Annotated in this window: 10 protein-coding genes; 6 read left to right on the forward strand and 4 right to left on the reverse strand. The window is 65.9% G+C overall.

All coding sequences use genetic code 11. From position 1 onward, the window contains the following. The first annotated feature begins 45 nt into the window (after nucleotides 1-45). Entirely contained in the window at nucleotides 46-1,587 is a 1,542-nt protein-coding gene (gene tnpC / locus JMJ55_RS28535) for an IS66 family transposase (RefSeq protein WP_202829002.1), read from the forward strand. A 212-nt stretch (nucleotides 1,588-1,799) separates the two neighbouring features. After that, nucleotides 1,800-2,249: a MarR family winged helix-turn-helix transcriptional regulator gene (locus JMJ55_RS28540; RefSeq protein WP_202829003.1), complete on the forward strand. Its 450-nt coding sequence runs from the start codon at nucleotides 1,800-1,802 to the stop codon at nucleotides 2,247-2,249. A 1,045-nt stretch (nucleotides 2,250-3,294) separates the two neighbouring features. Here JMJ55_RS28540 and JMJ55_RS28545 read toward each other — a convergent pair. Next, nucleotides 3,295-4,431: a Fic family protein gene (locus JMJ55_RS28545; protein WP_202829004.1), complete on the reverse strand. Its 1,137-nt coding sequence runs from the start codon at nucleotides 4,429-4,431 to the stop codon at nucleotides 3,295-3,297. An 873-nt stretch (nucleotides 4,432-5,304) separates the two neighbouring features. Here JMJ55_RS28545 and JMJ55_RS28550 point away from each other — a divergent pair. The 3 genes from JMJ55_RS28550 to JMJ55_RS28560 all read left to right on the forward strand — a co-directional run bounded on the left by JMJ55_RS28550 (nucleotide 5,305) and on the right by JMJ55_RS28560 (nucleotide 13,284). Then, complete coding sequence (locus JMJ55_RS28550; RefSeq protein WP_236034174.1) at nucleotides 5,305-11,412, forward strand: DUF3320 domain-containing protein; 6,108 nt, start codon at nucleotides 5,305-5,307, stop codon at nucleotides 11,410-11,412. Nucleotides 11,413-11,833: 421 nt separating this feature from the next. After that, nucleotides 11,834-12,493: a ParA family protein gene (locus JMJ55_RS28555; RefSeq protein ID WP_202829006.1), complete on the forward strand. Its 660-nt coding sequence runs from the start codon at nucleotides 11,834-11,836 to the stop codon at nucleotides 12,491-12,493. Next, on the forward strand, nucleotides 12,490-13,284 hold the full coding sequence (locus tag JMJ55_RS28560) for a hypothetical protein (RefSeq protein WP_202829007.1): 795 nt from the start codon (nucleotides 12,490-12,492) through the stop codon (nucleotides 13,282-13,284). The genes JMJ55_RS28555 and JMJ55_RS28560 overlap by 4 nt, the downstream gene beginning before the upstream one ends. A gap of 214 nt (nucleotides 13,285-13,498) precedes the next feature. Here the strand turns inward: JMJ55_RS28560 and JMJ55_RS28565 are convergent, their stop codons facing one another. Both JMJ55_RS28565 and JMJ55_RS28570 read right to left on the reverse strand, forming a co-directional pair. After that, a complete protein-coding gene (locus JMJ55_RS28565) occupies nucleotides 13,499-14,461 on the reverse strand; it encodes a replication protein RepA (RefSeq protein ID WP_202829008.1) in 963 nt (320 codons plus the stop codon). A gap of 281 nt (nucleotides 14,462-14,742) precedes the next feature. Beyond that, nucleotides 14,743-15,201, reverse strand: a complete 459-nt coding sequence (locus tag JMJ55_RS28570; protein ID WP_202829009.1) for a hypothetical protein — start codon at nucleotides 15,199-15,201, stop codon at nucleotides 14,743-14,745. Between the two features lie 437 nt (nucleotides 15,202-15,638). Here JMJ55_RS28570 and JMJ55_RS28575 point away from each other — a divergent pair, with 437 nt between their 5' ends. Continuing rightward, a complete protein-coding gene (locus JMJ55_RS28575) occupies nucleotides 15,639-16,559 on the forward strand; it encodes a site-specific integrase (RefSeq protein WP_202829010.1) in 921 nt (306 codons plus the stop codon). A 550-nt stretch (nucleotides 16,560-17,109) separates the two neighbouring features. Here the strand turns inward: JMJ55_RS28575 and JMJ55_RS28580 are convergent. Further along, nucleotides 17,110-18,303, reverse strand: coding sequence for a replication protein RepA (locus JMJ55_RS28580; protein WP_202829011.1), 1,194 nt, complete (start codon nucleotides 18,301-18,303; stop codon nucleotides 17,110-17,112). Nucleotides 18,304-18,634 lie beyond the last annotated feature (331 nt).

Raw genomic sequence — 18,634 nt, forward strand, 5'->3', positions numbered from 1 at the left:
GGGATTCATTCGCCGCGACGCGGCGGCGTCGGGGATCATGCCGTCGTGGTCATCGATCCCGCTGCCCTGCCTGACGACGTCGACGCGCTGCGCGCCATCGTGCTGGCGCAGGCCGCGGCGCTGGCCGACCAGCGCGGGCTGATCGAGCGGCTCCGGCTCCAGCTCGCCCGGCTGCGCCGCATGCAGTTCGGCCGCTCGTCGGAGCGGCTGGCGGCCGAGGCCGATCAACTGGAGCTGGCGCTCGAGGAGCTGGAGGCGGAGGCGCCCACCCTGCCACCGGCCGAGGACCCGGCGGACACCGTGGCCAAGCCAGAGCGCTGCAAGCCTGCCCGCCGCTCGCTGCCGGAGCACCTGCCGCGTGAGGTGGTCGAGCACGGTGTCGAGGCCCATGCCTGTGCGGCCTGCGGCGGTACGCTGCGCCGCCTCGGTGAGGACGTGACCGAGGTCTTGGACTACCTGCCGGGCCGGTTCCGCGTGCTCCGCCATGTCCGGCCGAAGTTCTCCTGCCGCGGCTGCGAGGCCATCAGTCAGGCTCCGGCGCCGAGCCTGCCGATCCGCCGCGGCCGTGCCACGGCGAGCCTGCTTGCCCACGTGCTGGTGGCCAAATACGCCGACCACCTGCCGCTCTACCGCCAGAGCGAGATCTACGCCCGCGACGGCGTCGACCTGCAGCGCTCGACGCTCGCCGATTGGGTCGGCCAGTCGGCGGCGCTGCTGCGGCCGCTGCTGGACGCCTTGGCCCGGCACGTCCTGGCGGGCGCCGTGCTGCATGCCGACGACACGCCGGTGCCGGTCCTCGCCCCCGGTCTCGGCAGGACCAGCACCGGCAGGCTCTGGGCCTATCTCCGCGACGAGCGGCCGCATGGCAGCACGATCCCGCCCGCCGTGCTCTACCGCTACAGCCCGGACCGCCGGGCCGAGCATCCTAAGGCGCACCTTGCCGGGTTCCGCGGGGTGCTGCAGGCCGATGGCTACAGCGGGTTCGGCGGCCTGTACGATGGTGGCCGAGTCCAGGAGGCGGCGTGCTGGGCACATGTCCGACGCTACTTCTTCGAGTTGCACGCCACCGGCCGGGCGCCGCTGGCGACCGAGGCGGTGCGGCGCATCGGCCTGCTCTATGCCATCGAACAAGACATCCGCGGCCAGCCGCCTGACGAGCGGGCCAAGCAGCGCCAAGCCAGGGCCGGGCCAATCATCGAGAGCCTGCGTACCTGGCTCGACGCGACCCTCGGCCGGATCTCCGGCCGCAGCGACCTTGCCGTGGCCATCCGCTATGCCCGCAGCCGATGGGAGGCGCTGACGCGCTACGTCGCGGACGGCAGGCTGGAAGTGGATAACAACCCGGTCGAGCGTGCGATCCGGCCACTGGCCCTTGGCCGGAAGAACTGGCTGTTCGCCGGATCCGACACCGGTGGCCATCGTGCCGCGGCAATCGCCTCGCTGATCGCCACCGCCAAGCTCAACGGTCTCGACCCGGAGGCCTATCTCCACCACGTATTGGAGCGCATCGCCGACCATCCCGTCAGCCGCGTCGCTGAACTCCTGCCGTGGAACCTGCCAAGCAACACTGAACCTGCAGCAATTTGACGGCCGGGCGCCGCATCACCGGACGCTTACGTCAGGCTGGTGCCCAACACCTCCTCTATGCGGCCCATTCCCGGCAGGGAGAGGTGGTTGCCGGCCTGCATCGTGCCGATGGACTCGCTCATGTCTGGCTCCCGATCATCCGCGCCACACCAGGTGGACAGAATGTCTGCCCAATATGGACAGGCCATCTGACTACATGTCAAGCCTCATCCATGGACGAGCGGACCATCAGCGCGACGGAGCGGACGATCGGGTACCTCCTGCGCCTCCCCTATGAGCGGCTGTCGGAGCGCGTCTACGGCGGGCTCGCCGCGCAGGGCTTTCCCGATATCCGCCCGGCTCACAGCGCTGTCTTACGGCACATCGCCGGATCAGGCTCGCGGGTGAGCGACCTGGCCGAGCGGGCAGGGCTGACGAAACAGAGCATGGCTTATCTCGTCGAGGCGCTCGCCGCGGCGGGCTATGTCTCGGTCGCGCCAGACCCGGCGGACGGGCGGGCCAAGCTCGTCCGCCTGACCCGGCGGGGCCATGCGGTATCCGAGACGCTGGTGCGGCTGAGCCGGGAAGTCGAGGCGGATTTTGCCGCCCGGCTCGCGCCCGGCCAGATGGCAACCCTGCGCGGCCTGCTTGGTGAACTGGCCGACGCGCTGGAGCGGCCCTGACGGCGTCTGAACTTCTGCGGTGAAATGTACAATCGGGCTTGTCGTCCGTTCCTCCGCCGCGATCCCCAGCTGGCCGCCGAGGATGCGGACACCGTTGAGGCTGGAGGCGTCCTGACAGGGAGGGCCCAGGCGCCATCCGCTTGTGTTGGGAGTCCGTTCCTAGTCGGATCGCCGACAGCCCGAAAGCTGTAGAAGGAACAGTAGTGTGCGGCGGTTCGAACGTCTGACCATCCTAACTCCACGAGCTCCCTTGCCGTACCGCCCCAGCCTTACCCATCAGCTCTAACTTGCGATAACTCCCCCTTACCACAAGGGAGGAGAGGCCTGCCGCAATGGCGGGAAACCGCCTGCTTCTAGGTGTGACCGGGGACTATGGACAAAGGGGTGGTCGAGGTCGCGGTGGAGGCCGGACTGCCGGCGGCGTTGCCGACGGATCAGGGGGCAAGGCCTCGCCCCGGCTGGCGCCGCGGCCCTGGCCTCGGCCCAGACCTATGCTTGGCAGGCGCTCGCGCCCGAGACGCGGCGCGCCTATGCTGCGACTGGGCGCATTTTTGCGGCTGGTGCAGCGCCGCCCGCTGCGCCCATTGCCGTCCGAGCCGGCGGCCGTCGCCGTCTACCTCGCCTCGCTGGTCCCGCTCGGCGCTCGAGCGCCGGCTGGCCGCCATCGGCCAGCAGCACCGCCTGCGCGGGCTCGACTGGTCCGCCGGCCATCCAGAGCCGGGCCTGCCCACTCGACCTGCGCCGTCTGCTGCTGGTGCCGGCGGCCGTGCTCCGGCTCGGCCCAAGCATCCGGAGGCGCGGGCCTGGCTGTGGTCGCACCGGGGCACGACCGAGGCGCTGCGGCATGTGGTCGAGTTGCCGGTGCCGAAGCGCGGCCAGTTGCCGAAGCGCGCCCCGGCCTGTTCTGGCTGGGCTTTTGGTCGGCTGACTAGACGCCCTACCCATCCAAGATCGAGGGCTGTTTGCGTCTCGGCATACGATGGCTCCCTCAGCGGCATTGTACGGCCCGATACACAGAAACTTCTATTCTCCACGGCCGACCCGGTCAGAGCTCGGGGAATAGGCTCGGGAAGAGCACCTCCACCGCGCCGACCGGGAAACGCAGCGACACTGGTCCTTTCGGCGTGTCGGAGCCGAGGATGCCGTCGGACACCAGCAAGGACAGCAGCGACCGTGCCGCACGCTCCCGCAGACCGGTGATCACCTCCGCCTCGCCACGCGGCACCTCGCCGCGGTGCAGCACCTGCTCCAGCAGGGACACGGCCTCAGGCCGGAAGCGCTGCCGATCGGCGTAGGCGCGCAGCCGGCCGACGAGCGTGTCGAGCTCGAACATCGCGGTCATGAAGCGCACCTGATCCAGGCAGACCTCGAGGAACCAAGCGGTGAACTCCACCAGCGCCCGACGGGAAAGGTTGCCGCGCCCATCCAGGTCGCCCTGCCGCGGCATGTCGGCGTGGTCCATCATCCGCTTGTACTCGCCGCGGCTTTTCAGGCCGCGCGCGAGGCCTCGCGAGACTGACCAAAGCCCGTGCGCCCCGATACCTGCCTCCAGCGCCATCGCGTGGCTCACCAGCCGGCTCACTCGGCCGTTCCCATCGAGGAAGGGGTGGATGAAGTTGAGCCGGTGGTGCGCAGCCGGGAGTGCAAGGATGCGCGCGCCACCGCCGAGCGGCTCCAACTGGTATCGCCGCTCGAAGTAGGCCATGAAGTCCACGACGCGGTCCGGCGAGGGCGGGAGATGCCGCCCGACCTCCAGCTCCTCCCCAGACCGCGCGCGGAACTCGCCGGGTACCATGCGGAGTTCGCGGCCGTGTGCCCGGATGACCAGCATCGCGTCAGGAGCGCCGCGGTAGAACTCGCGGTGCAGCCAGCGGATAAAGTCGGCCGAGGCAGGCTCGGGAAGATCGCCCGCGGCGAAGCTGCGGTCGATCTCCTCCTGCAGGCGGATGTGGGCGCGCGCCTCGAGCTGGAGGCTACGCCGGCCGTCCTCCTCCTCAAGGTGCCCGCGCAGCGCGGCCTCAATGTCGCGCGGGCGCGTGTTGTGGCCCTCGATGAGGTTCGAGTAGTAGCAATTCATGATGCGGACGAGGTCCGCGAGGCTGGCCGCCGAGCGCGGATGAAGGCGTCGGCCGAGGTCGGCGCTGGCGCTTGCGAGGGAGGCCACGAGGTCGAGCAGTGGCATGCCCGCCTCCTCCAAGAGGCAGGGCTCGATGCGCGACGGGGCCTCGATGATAGTCATGCGGTTCGGGATGCCGGTCTTCGTGCAGGCTTAAACTACTGATAAGCTGCTAAATTTTATAGACCCAATCTATATGAATGCCGATCTTGCTGCCGATCAGTCTGGATCGTTTAAGCTTTTGATTTGGTTGTTGTTTTTCTAACTAAACAGAGAAGTCTCCGCCGATCTGTCATGGCACCGAGGGTGCGCCCGCCCCGGGATGGCGCCGCGTGGCAGCACGGCCTTGGCTGCACCGAGGAGGACTGGTTCCAACTGTTGGTCGTGCCGCCGCTTACCCGCAGCCTCAGCCTTCAAAGCGCCCGCATCCTGGCCGGCCAGCTGCAGACGGCGGTCGAGGAGTGGATGTGGCTCGTGGCCGAGCTCTCGTGCGAGAGCCGGGCCTGCCCGCTGACCTGCACCGGCTGCTGCCGGTGCCCGAAGGGATGTTCCGGATCGGGTCAGAGCATCCCGAAGCCACCTTGTTGCACTGGCCGCGGGTCTCGACGGCTTCAAGTAGGGTGAGGCTGGGGCCTGTCCCCTCCACCCTGAAGGCCCAGTCACCGCTTTGTCCGAACGCTTCGGAAGCGCCAGTAGCCGCGATCCAGCACTACGGTTCAGATCAGCGCCGGCCGCTAGATGAGCGCCTACAAGCTATGCAGTCTAGGGGGCTGAAGCCGCTTTTGGTTCGGTTCTTCTGCCCAATTTGCTACTTGGAGTTTTGGCTGCTTCCTATAATCACTCCGCTCCTCTGGCTGCTCCAACCATCAGCCTCTAGCCCTTGGTGCTAGGTAAGGTCGCGGATTCGGAGGAGGGCAGAAATTAGGAGCAGCGGTGGCCTTGGAAGAATCGTTGTCCTCAATCGTGGCCGAACAGGACGGCGCAGCGACGGCGCGTTCTGCAGAAGTTGCTGAAGCGCACTCGCCTGTCTCCCAGGTGTCCCTTTCGGCCGTCGTCCAGCCAGCGATCAACGTCGCGCTCTGGTCTAATCACGTCCCGGTCCTCTCGGAACTTACCCTGGTGAACGATGGGGAGGAGCGCCTCGGAGACGTGGTGATCGATGTGGAGAGCACTCCGCCAGCGATCGTGCCGAAGAGCTGGCGGCTGGCACAGGTCGGGCCTGGCCAGATGCGGGCCCTCGACAACCTCGACCTCACGCTCGACGGCCCCTGGCTGGCCTCCCTGACCGAGAGCGTGCGCGGCTCGGTCACCTTCAACGCCCGCGCAGAGGGGCGGGTGCTGGCCCAAGCCAAGCGGGACATCCGTTTCCTAGCCCACAACGAGTGGGGCGGGAACGCGAGCATCCCCGACCTGCTGGCGGCCTTCGTCGAGCCCAACGACCCGGCCATCGCCGGCGTTCTCCGGAAAGCTTCGGACCTGCTTCGCAAGCAGAGCAAGCCGGACGGCCTGGAAGGCTACCAGGCGACCACGAAGCAGCGCCTCTGGGAGCAGGCCGCGGCCGTCTGGAGCGCGGTCTGCTCGCTCGACATTCGCTATGTGAACCCGCCTCCGTCCTTCGAGCAGGAAGGCCAGCGGATCAGGCCGCCGCGCCAGCTTCTGGAGGAGCGGCTTGGCACCTGCCTCGACCTGTCGGTCTTCTTTGCCGCATGCCTGGAACATGTCGGCTTCCGGCCGCTGATCGTGCTGACGAAGGGCCATGCCTTTGCCGGCGTGTGGCTTTCCAAGCACGACTTCGGCGCCTCAGTCGCGGATGATGCGCCGAGCCTCCGGACCCGCCTCGCGCTCAACGATCTCTTGCTCTTCGAGACCACCCTTTGCTGCCACTCGCCCGCCCCAGGCTTCAAGCGGGCCTGCGCCGCCGGCGCCGACCACATTGCTGTCGGGAAGGATGATCAGTTCGAAGCAGTGATCGACGTCCACCGCGCCCGGCAGCGCCGGATCCGACCACTCAGCGCGCCCGCCGGTGGCTACGCCCGAGGCCTGGCACAGGGCCTAGATGGCGAGGCACCCACCGCGGGGCCACCGCCCATCGAGGAAGCCCCTCCCCTCCGCGACGACGATGAGCCGGAGCCGGAAGCTGCGCCTGCGACGGCAGGTGACCGGCTAGCCCGCTGGCGGAAGCGCCTGCTGGACCTTAGCGGCCGGAACCGGCTGCTGAACCTCCGCCTCGGCGGCAAGCAGGCTCTCTCGATCGACTGCCACGATCCGGCGAGGCTGGAGGACATGCTGGCCGAGATGCGGGGCGCAACGAGGGCGTCGCCGCTCCGCTTCCGGCCCTGGCCGGACCTGATGTCCGGGAGCGATCCCCGTAATGCCCGCCTCCACCGCGATCGGCTGCAGGAGGAGGCCAACCAGGCCTTCGCCCGGGACGCTCTCGCTAGGCGCGAGTTGCTGGTCGCCCTGGAGGAGGAGAAGCTGCAGGCCTCGTTGACCGAGGTCTACCGCACGGCCCGCGCCGCGCAGCAGGAGGGCGGGTCGAACACCCTCTACCTGACGATAGGCGCCCTCCTCTGGCGGCCGAAGGGCAAGGAGAAGCCCTTCAGGGCGCCGCTGGTCCTGGTGCCTGTGGTGCTGGAACGGCCAAGCGTCCGGTCGGGATTCCAGCTCCGGGCGCATGACGATGAGACGCGGGTGAATTCGACGCTGCTCGAGCTCCTTAAGCAGGAGTTCGGTATCCGGTTGCCCGACCTTGAGGCTGCGGCCCCGGAGGATGGCTCCGGCCTCGATGTTAAGGCCATCTTGGATGCCTTCCGCCGGAAGGCGCGGGACATTCCCCTTTGGGAGGTGACCGACGAGGTCGCGCTGACGAACCTGTCCTTCACCAAGTACCTGATGTGGAAGGACCTCGCGGACCGCGCCGACGCGCTGCGCGCGAGCGAAGTCGCCCGGCGCCTGATGGACGGGCCGGCGAAGACGGAGGAGGGCGAGCCTGCCGCGGTCCCCAGCGCTCATGGTGGCGATAGGGATCATGGCGGTGCTGCGTTGGATGACGAGCCGGGCCTGGCCGAGCTCGCTTGTCCCATGGAGGCCGATAGCTCCCAGCTTCGCGCCGTCGCCGCGGCAGCACGCGGCGAGAGCTTCGTCCTCATCGGCCCGCCGGGCACGGGTAAGAGCCAGACCATCACGAACATCATCGCCAACACCCTGGCCCAGGGGCGGAGCGTGCTATTCGTCGCCGAGAAGCGGGCGGCGCTGGAGGTGGTGCAGCGCCGGCTGCGTCAGGTCGGCCTCGGGGACTTCTGCCTCGACCTGTTCTCCTCCAAAGCCTCGAAGATGGCCGTGTTGGAACAACTCGGGCGGGCGCAGCAGGCCCGCGAGGCGTTCGACATGGCCGAGTGGTCCGGCGCGGGCCGGGAGGCCGCGGAGCTTCGGGCCGAGCTGAACGGCTACGTCCGCGAGTTGCACCGCAGGGGCCGGAACGGCTGGACACCCTATAAGGCGATCGGCTGTATCCTGCGGGCAGAAACCGGCGGCGTGCCGGAGGTGCCCTTCTCCTGGCCGGGGGCGGACGCCCACGATGCCGGCGACTACCAGCGGCTGGTGCAGGCCGTGGAGGACGCTGCGGCAACCCTGGCTCGGCTTGGAGACATCACCGCCTGCGCGGCGTTGGCGGGAATCAACCGGACGGACTGGGCCCCGACTTGGCAGGCGAACATCGTCGAGGCCTCACGGGTGGCATCGCAGGCACTCCTAGGGCTGCAGGAGGCGGTCGGGCCGGTCACTCGTGCCCTCTCCCTGCCCGCCGAGTTGTCCCTAACTCGCCAGACAGTGGAGGCACTCGACGCGCTCACCACTCTGCTGCTGAACCCTGCAGCACCGGAGGCGGCCTGGGCCCTTAGCGATGGTGCCCAAGAAGCCTTCAAGACGCTCCATGCCGCGGCGGCGGTTGCCGGCGAACACGCCGCGCTAGCTGTCCGGCTCTCGACCCAGTGGAACCCTAGCGCGAAGGACCTCCCGCTCGAGTCCTTGCTGGCGGAATGGCGTGAAGCGAGTGGCCGGTGGTGGCTCGCCCGGCGGTCCGGGCAGAAAGCGGTGAAGGCGCGGCTGTCATCGGCCGTGGCGAAGGTCCCGGAGGATCCGGTCCCGGACCTTGAGACGCTGGTCGCCATGAAGGCGAAGGAGGCCGAGTTCACCTCGCTCGCTGAGGTGCTGGCTCCCGTGCTTGGCCGGCGTTGGCGGGGCCTGCAGACCGACTTTGAGAAAGTGAAGGAGTCGGCGAGCACGGCAAGTGCCATTCGCGCCGCAACGGCTGCCTGTGCGCCGGACACTCTCGCCCTGCTGGCGCTCCGTGACCATGTTCGGCGGCTGCTTGGTGAAGGCGCTGACCTTCTCGGTCAGGCTGGCGCCGTAGGTGGCCCCCTCCAGCGCCTACGGATGGCAATGGCGGAGGCCAGGGTTGCGCTAGCGGCGCTGGCGCCACTTTGTGGACGCCAGGCAGGTTCGGTGGTGGCTGAGGGCGTGTCCGATTGGCCGAAGACGCTCGCCGCCCATTTCAATGGCTGGGCAGCCAGCGCGCGGCACCTGCGGGATTGGTGCGCTTGGCGCGGCATTGTCCAGAAAGCAGAGGCATTCGGCCTCGCCTCGCTCCTCGCCGCCATGGAGAACGGGACTTTCGCACCTCCCGATGCCGTGCGGGTCTTTGAGGCGAACTATGCCCGCTGGTGGATCGGCGTCGCAGCCGACGATCTTCCTCGGCTGCGTTCTTTCGTTGCCGCAACCCATGAGCAGCGCATCCAGCGCTTCAGGGTGCTTGATCGAAAGATGCTCGATCTGGCAGCGAGGGTCGCCCGGGCACGCATCGCTGGCGGCGTCCCGGGACCGATGGAGCGGCAAAAGAGTCCGGAGTTCGCGGTGCTGACGCGCGAGTTGGCCAAGCGGCAGAGGCACCTGCCCGTCCGCCAGCTGCTGACGCGCATGCCGCAAGCCCTCCGGAGGCTGACGCCCTGCCTAATGATGAGTCCGCTCTCCGTGGCGCAGCACCTGCCGGCGGATGCGGCGCAGTTCGACGTGGTGATCTTCGACGAGGCCAGCCAGATCCCAACCTGGGACGCGATCGGCGCCATCGGTCGCGGCCGCCAGGTAATCGTGGTTGGCGACCCGAAGCAGCTTCCGCCCACGCGCTTCTTCGAGCGGGCCATCCCAGATGGGGAGGAGGTCACCAGCGGCGAAGAGAAGATCGAGGTTGAGACCGAGGACCTGGAGTCCATCCTGGACGAGTGCCTCGGCGCGGGCATCTCCAGCATCGAGTTGACCTGGCACTACCGGAGCCGCCACGAAGGACTGATCGCTTTCTCGAACCATCAGTACTATGGCGGGCGGCTGGTCACCTTCCCCTCCCCCGTCCTGAAGGACACGGCGGTCCGCTACCGGCATGTCGCCGACGGCATCTATGCCCGGGCCAGTGCCCGGACCAACCAGGCCGAGGCCCGAGCCGTCGTGGCCGAGGTGATCAGCCGGCTGCGCGGCATCGCCGCTGGCGGGCCCGAGCACTCGATCGGCATCGTCACATTTAATGCCGAGCAGCAGGCGCTGGTCGAAAATCTGCTCGACGAGGCACGACGCGACGACCCCTCGCTTGAGCACTTTTTCTCGGACGAGCTCGCCGAGCCCGTCATGGTTAAAAACCTGGAGGGGGTGCAGGGCGAAGAGCGTGACGTCGTCATCTTCTCCCTCACCTACGGGCCGGATGCGACCGGCAGGGTCGCCATGAATTTCGGCCCGCTAAACCAGTCCGGCGGCGAGCGACGGCTGAACGTGGCGGTGACCCGGGCCCGCGAGGCACTGCTGGTGTTCGGCAGTCTTCGGCCCGAGCATATCGATCTCGCCCGGACCTCGGCGACAGGTGTCGCCCACCTGAAGCAGTTCCTGACCTTCGCGGAGCATGGGGTCCGGGCCTTCGCCACGGCCTCGACCGGCCCGCTCGGTGATTTCGAGAGTCCCTTTGAGGCGGCGGTAGCCGAGCGGCTCCGGAACCGCGGTTGGGCGATCCACCCGCAGATCGGCGTCTCCGGCTTCCGGGTGGATCTGGGCATCGTGGATCCGGACGCGCCCGGCGCCTTCCTTGCTGGCGTGGAGTGCGATGGGGCAACCTACCATCGCTCCGCGTCGGCCAGGGATCGCGACCGGCTTCGCCAAGCGGTGCTGGAGGGGCTTGGTTGGCGGATCCTCCGCATCTGGTCGACTGACTGGTGGACCAATGCCCAGCGGGAGACCGACAGGGTCCACATGGCCCTTACAGGGCTGCTCGAGACGACGCGTCAGGCGCGGGCGGTTGACGCTCCTCCGTGCGAAGCCGGGCAGCCGGCGGCCGATAGCGCAGAGTTGGCAGAAAGCGCGGCGGAACGCGGGGTGGAGGATGCACCACTTCATGAGGCGGTAGTTGCGCCGGACGGCACGGCGGAAACCAACGCCGGACTGCCAGCGGGGAGGCCTATTTACGCAGCCGGCTATTCGGCCGTTTTCGCCGCGGCCGATCATTCAGCCCAGCAGGCCGCGCCGCTTGAGGCGATGAAAGACCTGTATCCCGATCGGTTTTATGATGAGGACTACCGGCCGCGGCTCATGAGGCTGGTTGAAGCTGTGCTGCAGGCCGAGGGCCCAATCCGGGACGATGTCCTGGCCCAGCGTGCTGCCCGCGCCCATGGCTTCCAGCGGACCGGTCGTAAAATCAGGGACGCGGTGCACGCTACCTTGCCGCGTGGCACCGTGCTCACCCGGGAGCGTGATCTGGTCTTCGTCTGGCCGCCTGGGGTTGCGCCTCGCGCTTGGAGCGTGTTTCGGGATCCCGCGCCGGGTGAGTCCCGCGATCCCTTCGAGGTGCCGATCGAGGAGTTGGTCGCCCTGGCCCGCCGTGCCCTCAAAGAGACAACCTCGGAGGTCGAGGCCCTTCAGACCATGCGGATGGCGCTTGGGCTGGAGCGGTTGCGTGAGGTGTCACGCCTGCGCTGCTTGCAGGCCATCGCCACAGCCTTCGGTACTTCACAATAGGTCATTCCGCTGACTGCCGATCATCCAGGCGTCCCAGCCTCGTTCTCCGCTTGCGGGCTCCTTCCCTATTCTCCGTGTAGGCCGGCTGTTGGCGCCGGTAGCATACGGGCGCGGAGCAGCCCGTAACCTGCATGGAGAGTGAGGAGGGACCTGTGGCCGACAATTGAGGATGAATGGCAGTTGGGGCGACGTTGGTGTTGGTGAGCGCCTGAGCAGAGAGCGGCACTTTGCGGCGCTTCATACCGGCTTCTGCATAATGCTCTCACGTCGTCGTCTGTTTGGGGATAGTGACAACTTTCTGGTCTAGAAAGTGATGCTCCAGTCCGATCCGGACCTTTTTCACGCGGGAAAATCCCGGAGCCCTGCTTGCGTGCATAAGTTCGGCCCCGCATCATCCGGCTTCGTATTGGGGAGATGGGTGATGGCTGCAAAGGCTGCCTGCCGCGTACTTGTGCTCGGCGGTTCAAAGGGGGGGTGTGGCCGATCTACGATTGCACGGAATCTTATGGTCGCCGCCAGTCTCGCCGACATCAAGGTGGTCGGCGCCGATCTCGATCGGCAGGGCACCTTCCTCCGGTGGAGCGAGCGACGTGAGGTCGCCCGGCAGAAGCTCCCGCAGATAGTCACAGCGGAGGTTTTCGGTGCCGAGGTGGGCGACTGGCGCTCGATCCTTGACCGGGTAAAGGGTTATCAACTTGCCATTGTGGACACCGCGCCCGGGGTCGAGCACGACATGACCCCAATGCTCGAATTGTGCAGCCGAGCCTCGCTGGTCTTGGTGCCGACTTCACCCTCCGGTGACGACCTTGAGAGCGTCGCACCTTGGTTCAAGACGCTGACCGAGGCGGGTGCCAACGCCGAGTTCGTATTGAACCGTGCGAACCGCCGCACCCGCTCCTACGCCGCCGCCCGAACTACACTGCTCCGATATGGCGCAGTCGCTCCAGTAGAGATTCCACAGCTGGAAGAAATCATGACGCCATTCAAGACCGGTCTCTCGGCCGTAGACTACGAGAACAGTAAGGCCGCCGATGCGATGAACGACCTCTGGCTGCACGTGCGCCGCGCGGTGAAGCTGTGAGTCGCCTCCGAGCAGGTGCCGCCAAGGGCGCACTGAAAGACCTCGAAGCAGCCGGCGACGCGCGCGACCTCGTTGCCGGCGACCGCCGCTTCGGTCAGGCACAGGCGATCAAGCGCCAGCAGGATGAAGGCCGGGAAATCGTCCACGAGGTGTTTGCGGGCTTGCCCATCGCCGATAACCCCGATCGCATCCGCGAAGTCCTCGGCGCCCGGTCCGTCATCTTCGAGAACTGGGGCAAGGCTTCGACGGCTTTCTTAGCGATCGGCCGTACTCTCCTGAACCTGCGAGAGACCCTGAGCCCGGAGGAAGACCGTGCTCTGCGCCGCGGCGCGAGCCGCCTGTTCCCGTTTTCGGACAGCATGGTCTCGAAGCTGGTCGAGATCGCCCGCGCCGTGCGGGAGGGCCGGATCCCCGAGCCGCAGCTTCCCGCCGCCTACTCGACGGCCTACGACCTTGCCAAGGTGCTGCGCGACGAGCGCGGCCTGCGGCTAGCAACAGAGCGCAACTTGATCCGCAACGATGTCCAGCGGGTCGAGGTCGAGGCGTTGAAGCGCGACTTGCGGGACGGCCGCAGGCTCGGTGGGCGGATCATTGATGTCACCGCCGAGGAAGAGGCTGAGGAGGGCGGGGTTGTACCAAACAGCCGGGTCAGTCTTGATGCCCTCCGCGCACGGCAGGCAGACCTCCGCCGGCAACGGGACGAGGCTGCCGCCCGGCTGGCCGATCTCAACCGCGATCTCATTGAGGTCACCGAGCAGGTCCGGATCGCGGAAGGCGGTGTCGAGGAGTGATCGCCCAGTAGAACCCGGCTGAACGAGGTCCTTGGTAGACGGTCCTCGAATGGAGTTTTCAGTTCAAGCACTAGCGTTAAGGTGGGCCGCTTCCAGAGCCATGGTTTTCGTCGATGCCGATGTTATCCGTTCGGCGAGGGGGTTATGAGTTCTTCATCCGCGGACCATCGGGGCGCTTCCACACGGGGGGAGAACGTGAGGAGAAGGGGTCTCGTTATCCCCCCACCGCCACCAGCCGCGGCGCGACTGGGGGCCGGCTAGGATAAAGCACTAGGCCGGCGTCGCCCTCATCGTATTCTACTCGCGCCTCTGGGTAGGCGGCGACCGCAGGTGCCAGCGCTAGGCGAAAGTCCCGGCGGAAGTTGCGGCCCACGGTGTAGTGACTGCCGAATTGCTCCTTCAGCGCCGCCCAGCGGACCGGTGTCGGCTTCTTCAGGGTGTGCAGGCGGTAAGCGAGCCAGATGTAGAGGTCCAATGAGGCCGATCGGTCGGCCAGTTCGCGTAGCGCCGCCTCGCGGAGCGGCACTGGATGCTGCCGCAGTGCGTCCCAGAAGACCTCATCGAGCACGACGCGGTCTTCCCATAGGTCCGCTTGGCGGTCGTCGGTCACCAGCCGGTCGTGGAACCGCAATCCGCTCCTGACAAAGCCGCCTTTAGTCCAGCCCTCGGCGTTGTCGCCATCCCAATAGAACTTAAGGGAGCAGGCCGAGATGCGCGTCGCCTGCTCTCTGAGAGCTTTTCCGGTTTCTCCGCCCCAGGACAGGCCCATGCGCCCGAGCCAGTCGCGCATGGACCGGCCCAGTTCGACCTCGCGGCTGCCTCTGCGGATGGCTTCCGTCTGCAGGTACAGCAGGATCATACGAGCACGGGCGCCGTAGGGTACGCCGATATGGTGAGACTTCCCGCCTCCCCCTGCCATCCGGATGGTGCCGGGCTCAACAACGAGCATCACCCGATGCCCCTTCTTCTCCCATAGCTGTCCATCCGCGAGCTTCTTGTGTGGCAGAGCGGTGAGGCAGAAGCCGGTATAGGTGATCCCGATTTTGCCTGCCTCGTCACCCATTACTTCGGCGGCGATGTCTACAAGACGCTTCTGCTCGGGCTCCACCATCGCCCGGGCTTTTTCCCGTCCGTGGACCAGCACCAGCTTGCGCACGCCTCCATCCGCCTCGGTCATCGCATCAGCCCCGCACTGTTCGGACCATCAGCGCTGGAGGTCGCCGGCGTCAACGGGGGGATAACGTGACCAAGCTATTGGGAAGTAATTGGAATCTATCTAGTAGAGTCGTCTCGTTTACCCCCCAGGAGGAATCGAGGGATTTCACGTTTTCCCCCCACTTCGGCACGTTCGCCCCCCGGGGAGGAGACTGGTGCTTGGGGAGAACCAGCGTCACGTTCTCCCCCCACCGCCAGCGACTCGCCCGATGCTGCGGCTACGCAAGATCGGCGACCACTTTGCTACCCGCTGTTCCGATCCATATTGGTTCGTTCCTGGCTGTCCAGCAGCCGTCCCATAGCTGCCACTGGCGGCACGATCAGTAGGTCGGCTGCGAGGAGCTTGGCAGCCCCAAGGACCAAGAACAGCGCCTCGCGTGAGAGCTGGGGCTGAGCGAGGGCATCCAGCCGTTGCGCCTGCCACAGCGCCCAAAGCGCGAGGCCGCGGTCGCTGAGCTGCGAGAAGCTGGCGTGGAACTCGCACGGGAAGCTTGGCGCTGGTAGGCCATGCACGCGCGCCAGCCTCCGCCCGAGCTCCACGGCGGCGCCGTCGAGAACGGTGCCCTCGACGCGCTTGACATCCCGCAGCGTGGCGATCAGCGCTGCGGCTGACAGCGCCCTGTCCGGGTGCTCGGCTAGGGTCTGGGCCACAAAGGCGCCGGCAGTAGCCAAGCCTTCGGAGGGGATCGCGCCCACGCTCATAAATAGAACATAAAACGAACGTCGCCTGGCTGCCAGGGACAAGCTGGCACCCACCGATAAGGCCCTGCTGGAGCAACCAATTGACGCTGTGGGATAAAAATCTCTAAATACAACAACCCTGGCGTGCGAGCTGATCGAGCCCCGCTAGCTCATCCCCCGTTTGCACTTGCCTGTCTCCGCCTCCTCTCTTGGCGCGCCGCGGGCAGGGCGCTCGCTTGCCGCGGCAGGACGCCATGGACTTACTCGATCAGCTTGCAGAAACCTTAGAAGCCCTACAGCGCCCAGATGCAGGTGCTGACCTCGCTCAGCGATGCCGCGGGGCATCTGATGTCGAAGAGCGGCATGCGGAGGGCAGGGGGCTTGGCCCGGCCATAGTGCCCCCTGCTTCGCGCTACCCCCAGCGAGGCGCTGGGCCCGCCCCGGACCCGGCCAGTGCAGTGGCGATTGTGGCCCGTCTGCAGTTGTATGCCCGCCACGCCCAAGGTGCACTGGCTCCCGAGACCGAGCGTGCCCTCCGCAAGGCGGCGTTGGCCTGCACGAGCTGGGCCGCGACCCAGGGTCTGGAAGCCCTTCCTACCGCCTCGGAGACGGCGGCGGCCTATGTGGATGCCCTGGCAGCCCAGGGGAAGAAGCCCGCCTCCATCCGGCAAGCGGTCTGGGCCATCGGCACCCTGCTCCGCGCGGCAGGCTTTCCCGACCCCGCCAAGGCGGAGCCGGTCCGCTTGGCGCTCAAGCGCATGGCCCGAAGCCTCGGCACGCGTCAGCAGCAGGCCGCCCCGCTCGGCGGCGGCGAGGTCGCCCAGATCCTGGCCACCGCCGGGACCGGCCTCAGCGCCATCCGTGATGTTGCACTGCTGCTGACCATGCGCGACCTGCTGGCCCGTCGCAGCGAGATCGTGGCACTCGATCTCGATGAGCTACAGCGCCAAGAGGGTGGGGCCGGCACAGCGCTGATCCGACGCAGCAAGACCGACCAGGCAGCTGCCGGCGAGGTACGCTGGCTGTCACCCGAAACCTGCACTTGGCTTCGGCGCTGGCTCAAAGCGGCCGGCATCGATGACGGCCCGGTCTTTCGGCCAGTGAGCAAGGCCGATGTGGTCGGCGGCACGGCGCTGGAAGGCGGCGAGGTGTCGCGGATCCTCAAGCGCCTGGCCAAGCGGGCTGGGCTGGATCCAACAGCCATCTCCGGACACTCGGCGCGGGTCGGCATGGCCCAAGATCTTGTGGCCGATGGGGCTGACTTGGCAGCCGTCATGCAGGCGGGACGGTGGAAGTCGCCGATCATGCCGGCCCGCTATGCCGAGCGGTTGCTGGCCAATCGTGGCGCCGTGGCAGGGTACTACGGCCAGCGTGGCTGACACCGAGAAGCGATAGCGTAAAGCCGAAGAGGCATTGTGCACGGTAACTGCTGCCGCTTGACCAACAATCCGCGACAGCCGGCCTCCGACCCGTTGTGCATGGTAACTCTCGCTGCCCCCGCCCCGCATGCACGGTAACTGCTGACCGCCTTGCTTCCATGTGCATGGTAAGTGTCATTACCACACATGGACGGCGGAGCTCAGTGCTACAGCTACGCGAGATGGGCAACCCCGTCGCCGCGCGCCGCTCTTATTTGACGTGGCGGTTACCTCTGGCGAGGTGCGGGGCGCCTACCAGGCCAGCTTCCGCCATCTCCAGCTGGGCATCCCGACCTGCAAAGCGCTGTCATCGACATGGTGCCAAAGGTCAAAGTCTCTCGCCGTGCCAAGCTTGATGGTGTTTGGCGTCGGACCGGCGCTCAATAGCGTAGTTTGGCCGTTTCCGGACTGATCGGTTTCAGCCGTTAAAGCTAGTGGCCTGAGTTAGAAGTTTAGCTGCGGTTGCCTGGGGCTTGAGGACTAGGATCGCATGGCCGAAAAAAGCGGGGAGTTAACTCCCGCTCTGCTTTTTAGGAGGAACTCGCGGCGCCGAGATCAAGCGTGGCGCGACAGGAGGCCTAGAGGGATAAAGTATTAGACCGGAGTCGTCGTCCGCGAGATCAACACGGGCTTCTGGATATGCAGCGACTGCCGCTGCTAGCGCTTTCTTGAAATCACGTTTGAAGTTGCTGAGCCTGGAGTCGTGTGTGCCGAACTGGTCTTTCAGCGCGGCCCAGCGAATTGGGGTTCGCACCTTTAAGCTGTTGAACCTGTAGGCAAGCCAGACGTAGACGTCCAGACTGACACTTCTGTCGGCAAGTTGCCGAAGCGCCGTCTCTTGCAGCGGTACAGAGTGCTGACAAAGGGCGTTATAGAAGGTTTCGTCTAGAACAACGCGGTCCTCCCAAATTTCATTCTGCCAAGCACGTTCGCACGAAGGCAAACTATAGAAGCGCAATCCGGAACGAACAAAGCGTCCGGCCTCCCATTCCTGCGCGTCTTGGCCTTCCCAGAAAAACCGTAAAGAAGACGCAGATATTCGTAGGGCCTGCTCCTTGATGGCACGGCCAGTTTCGCCACCCCATGACATGCCCATCCGTCCTAGCCATTCTCGCATTGATCTGCCGAGTTTCACCTCCCGGGAGCCTGTACGGATGGCTTGGGTTTGCAGGTACAACAAAATCAGCCGAGCCCAGGCCCCATAAGGCACCCCGATATTTACGGCGCCAGTCCTCTTCATGAGCAGAGGCGGCAGATCACACCGGAAACCGGGAAAATCCTTTAAGTTGTGTTTCGACTGATCTAATTCGAATTCAAACACCACACCCGAGGCCTTGAAATTTTTATTTCCTAACTCGTGCCGAATTGAGAATGTGGATCGCCCGCGATTATCGGCAGACAATGTATTCGACAGATTACTGCAACTTTGAATTATGGAAACTGAAGATTGCGTCCATCCGGGTTCGACAATAAGGCGAGCATGATAGCCTGCTTTTTCCCAGGCTTGGTCATCAGGTAGGCGCTTATGCGGAAGCGCGGTCAAACAAAATCCACTATAGGTGATACCGATCTTCTGCTCGTCGTCTGCAAGCATTTCAGCTGCAATGTCGACAAGATGCCTCTGTTCAGGTTCGACCATCAGCCGAGCCTTTTCCCGACCATAGACCCTAACCAAGTCGCGCACGCCACCGTCCGCATCAGCCATTGCGTGCCTCCACTTCATGCGGAAGTCAGCGCCTTTTGCACACAGTGTCAATGGGGAGATAACGAGCAGCGTCTATTTGAAGGCATTTGAATTCTACTATTAGAGTATGCTCCTTCTCTCCCCGGGAAAACTCCGGCTGTTGCTCGTTAACTCCCCGGAGCGCTGGGGTTCTCTCCCCAGGATAAATAGGTTCTGGTGTGGATGGACAAACGTTCCCTAACCGTCATTTCTCGAATCGGTCGGAGCTTTAAGTTCGTAATTACCCACCCCCCCCTTGCGCAGGAGCGGGTTGGCTGATTCGATCCTCACATGCAGCGGGACGAGCTTGAGC

This window comes from Belnapia mucosa, assembly GCF_016775475.1.
Lineage (GTDB): Bacteria > Pseudomonadota > Alphaproteobacteria > Acetobacterales > Acetobacteraceae > Belnapia > Belnapia mucosa.

Coding starts and splice junctions, on each gene's coding strand:
- JMJ55_RS28545 (WP_202829004.1), bottom strand. CDS start 4,431: ATGCCACTGCTCGACCTCGTGGCCTCCCTCGCAAGCGCCAGCGCCGAC.
- JMJ55_RS28555 (WP_202829006.1), top strand. CDS start 11,834: ATGGCTGCAAAGGCTGCCTGCCGCGTACTTGTGCTCGGCGGTTCAAAG.
- JMJ55_RS28570 (WP_202829009.1), bottom strand. CDS start 15,201: ATGAGCGTGGGCGCGATCCCCTCCGAAGGCTTGGCTACTGCCGGCGCC.
- JMJ55_RS28580 (WP_202829011.1), bottom strand. CDS start 18,303: ATGGCTGATGCGGACGGTGGCGTGCGCGACTTGGTTAGGGTCTATGGT.
- JMJ55_RS28565 (WP_202829008.1), bottom strand. CDS start 14,461: ATGACCGAGGCGGATGGAGGCGTGCGCAAGCTGGTGCTGGTCCACGGA.
- JMJ55_RS28540 (WP_202829003.1), top strand. CDS start 1,800: ATGGACGAGCGGACCATCAGCGCGACGGAGCGGACGATCGGGTACCTC.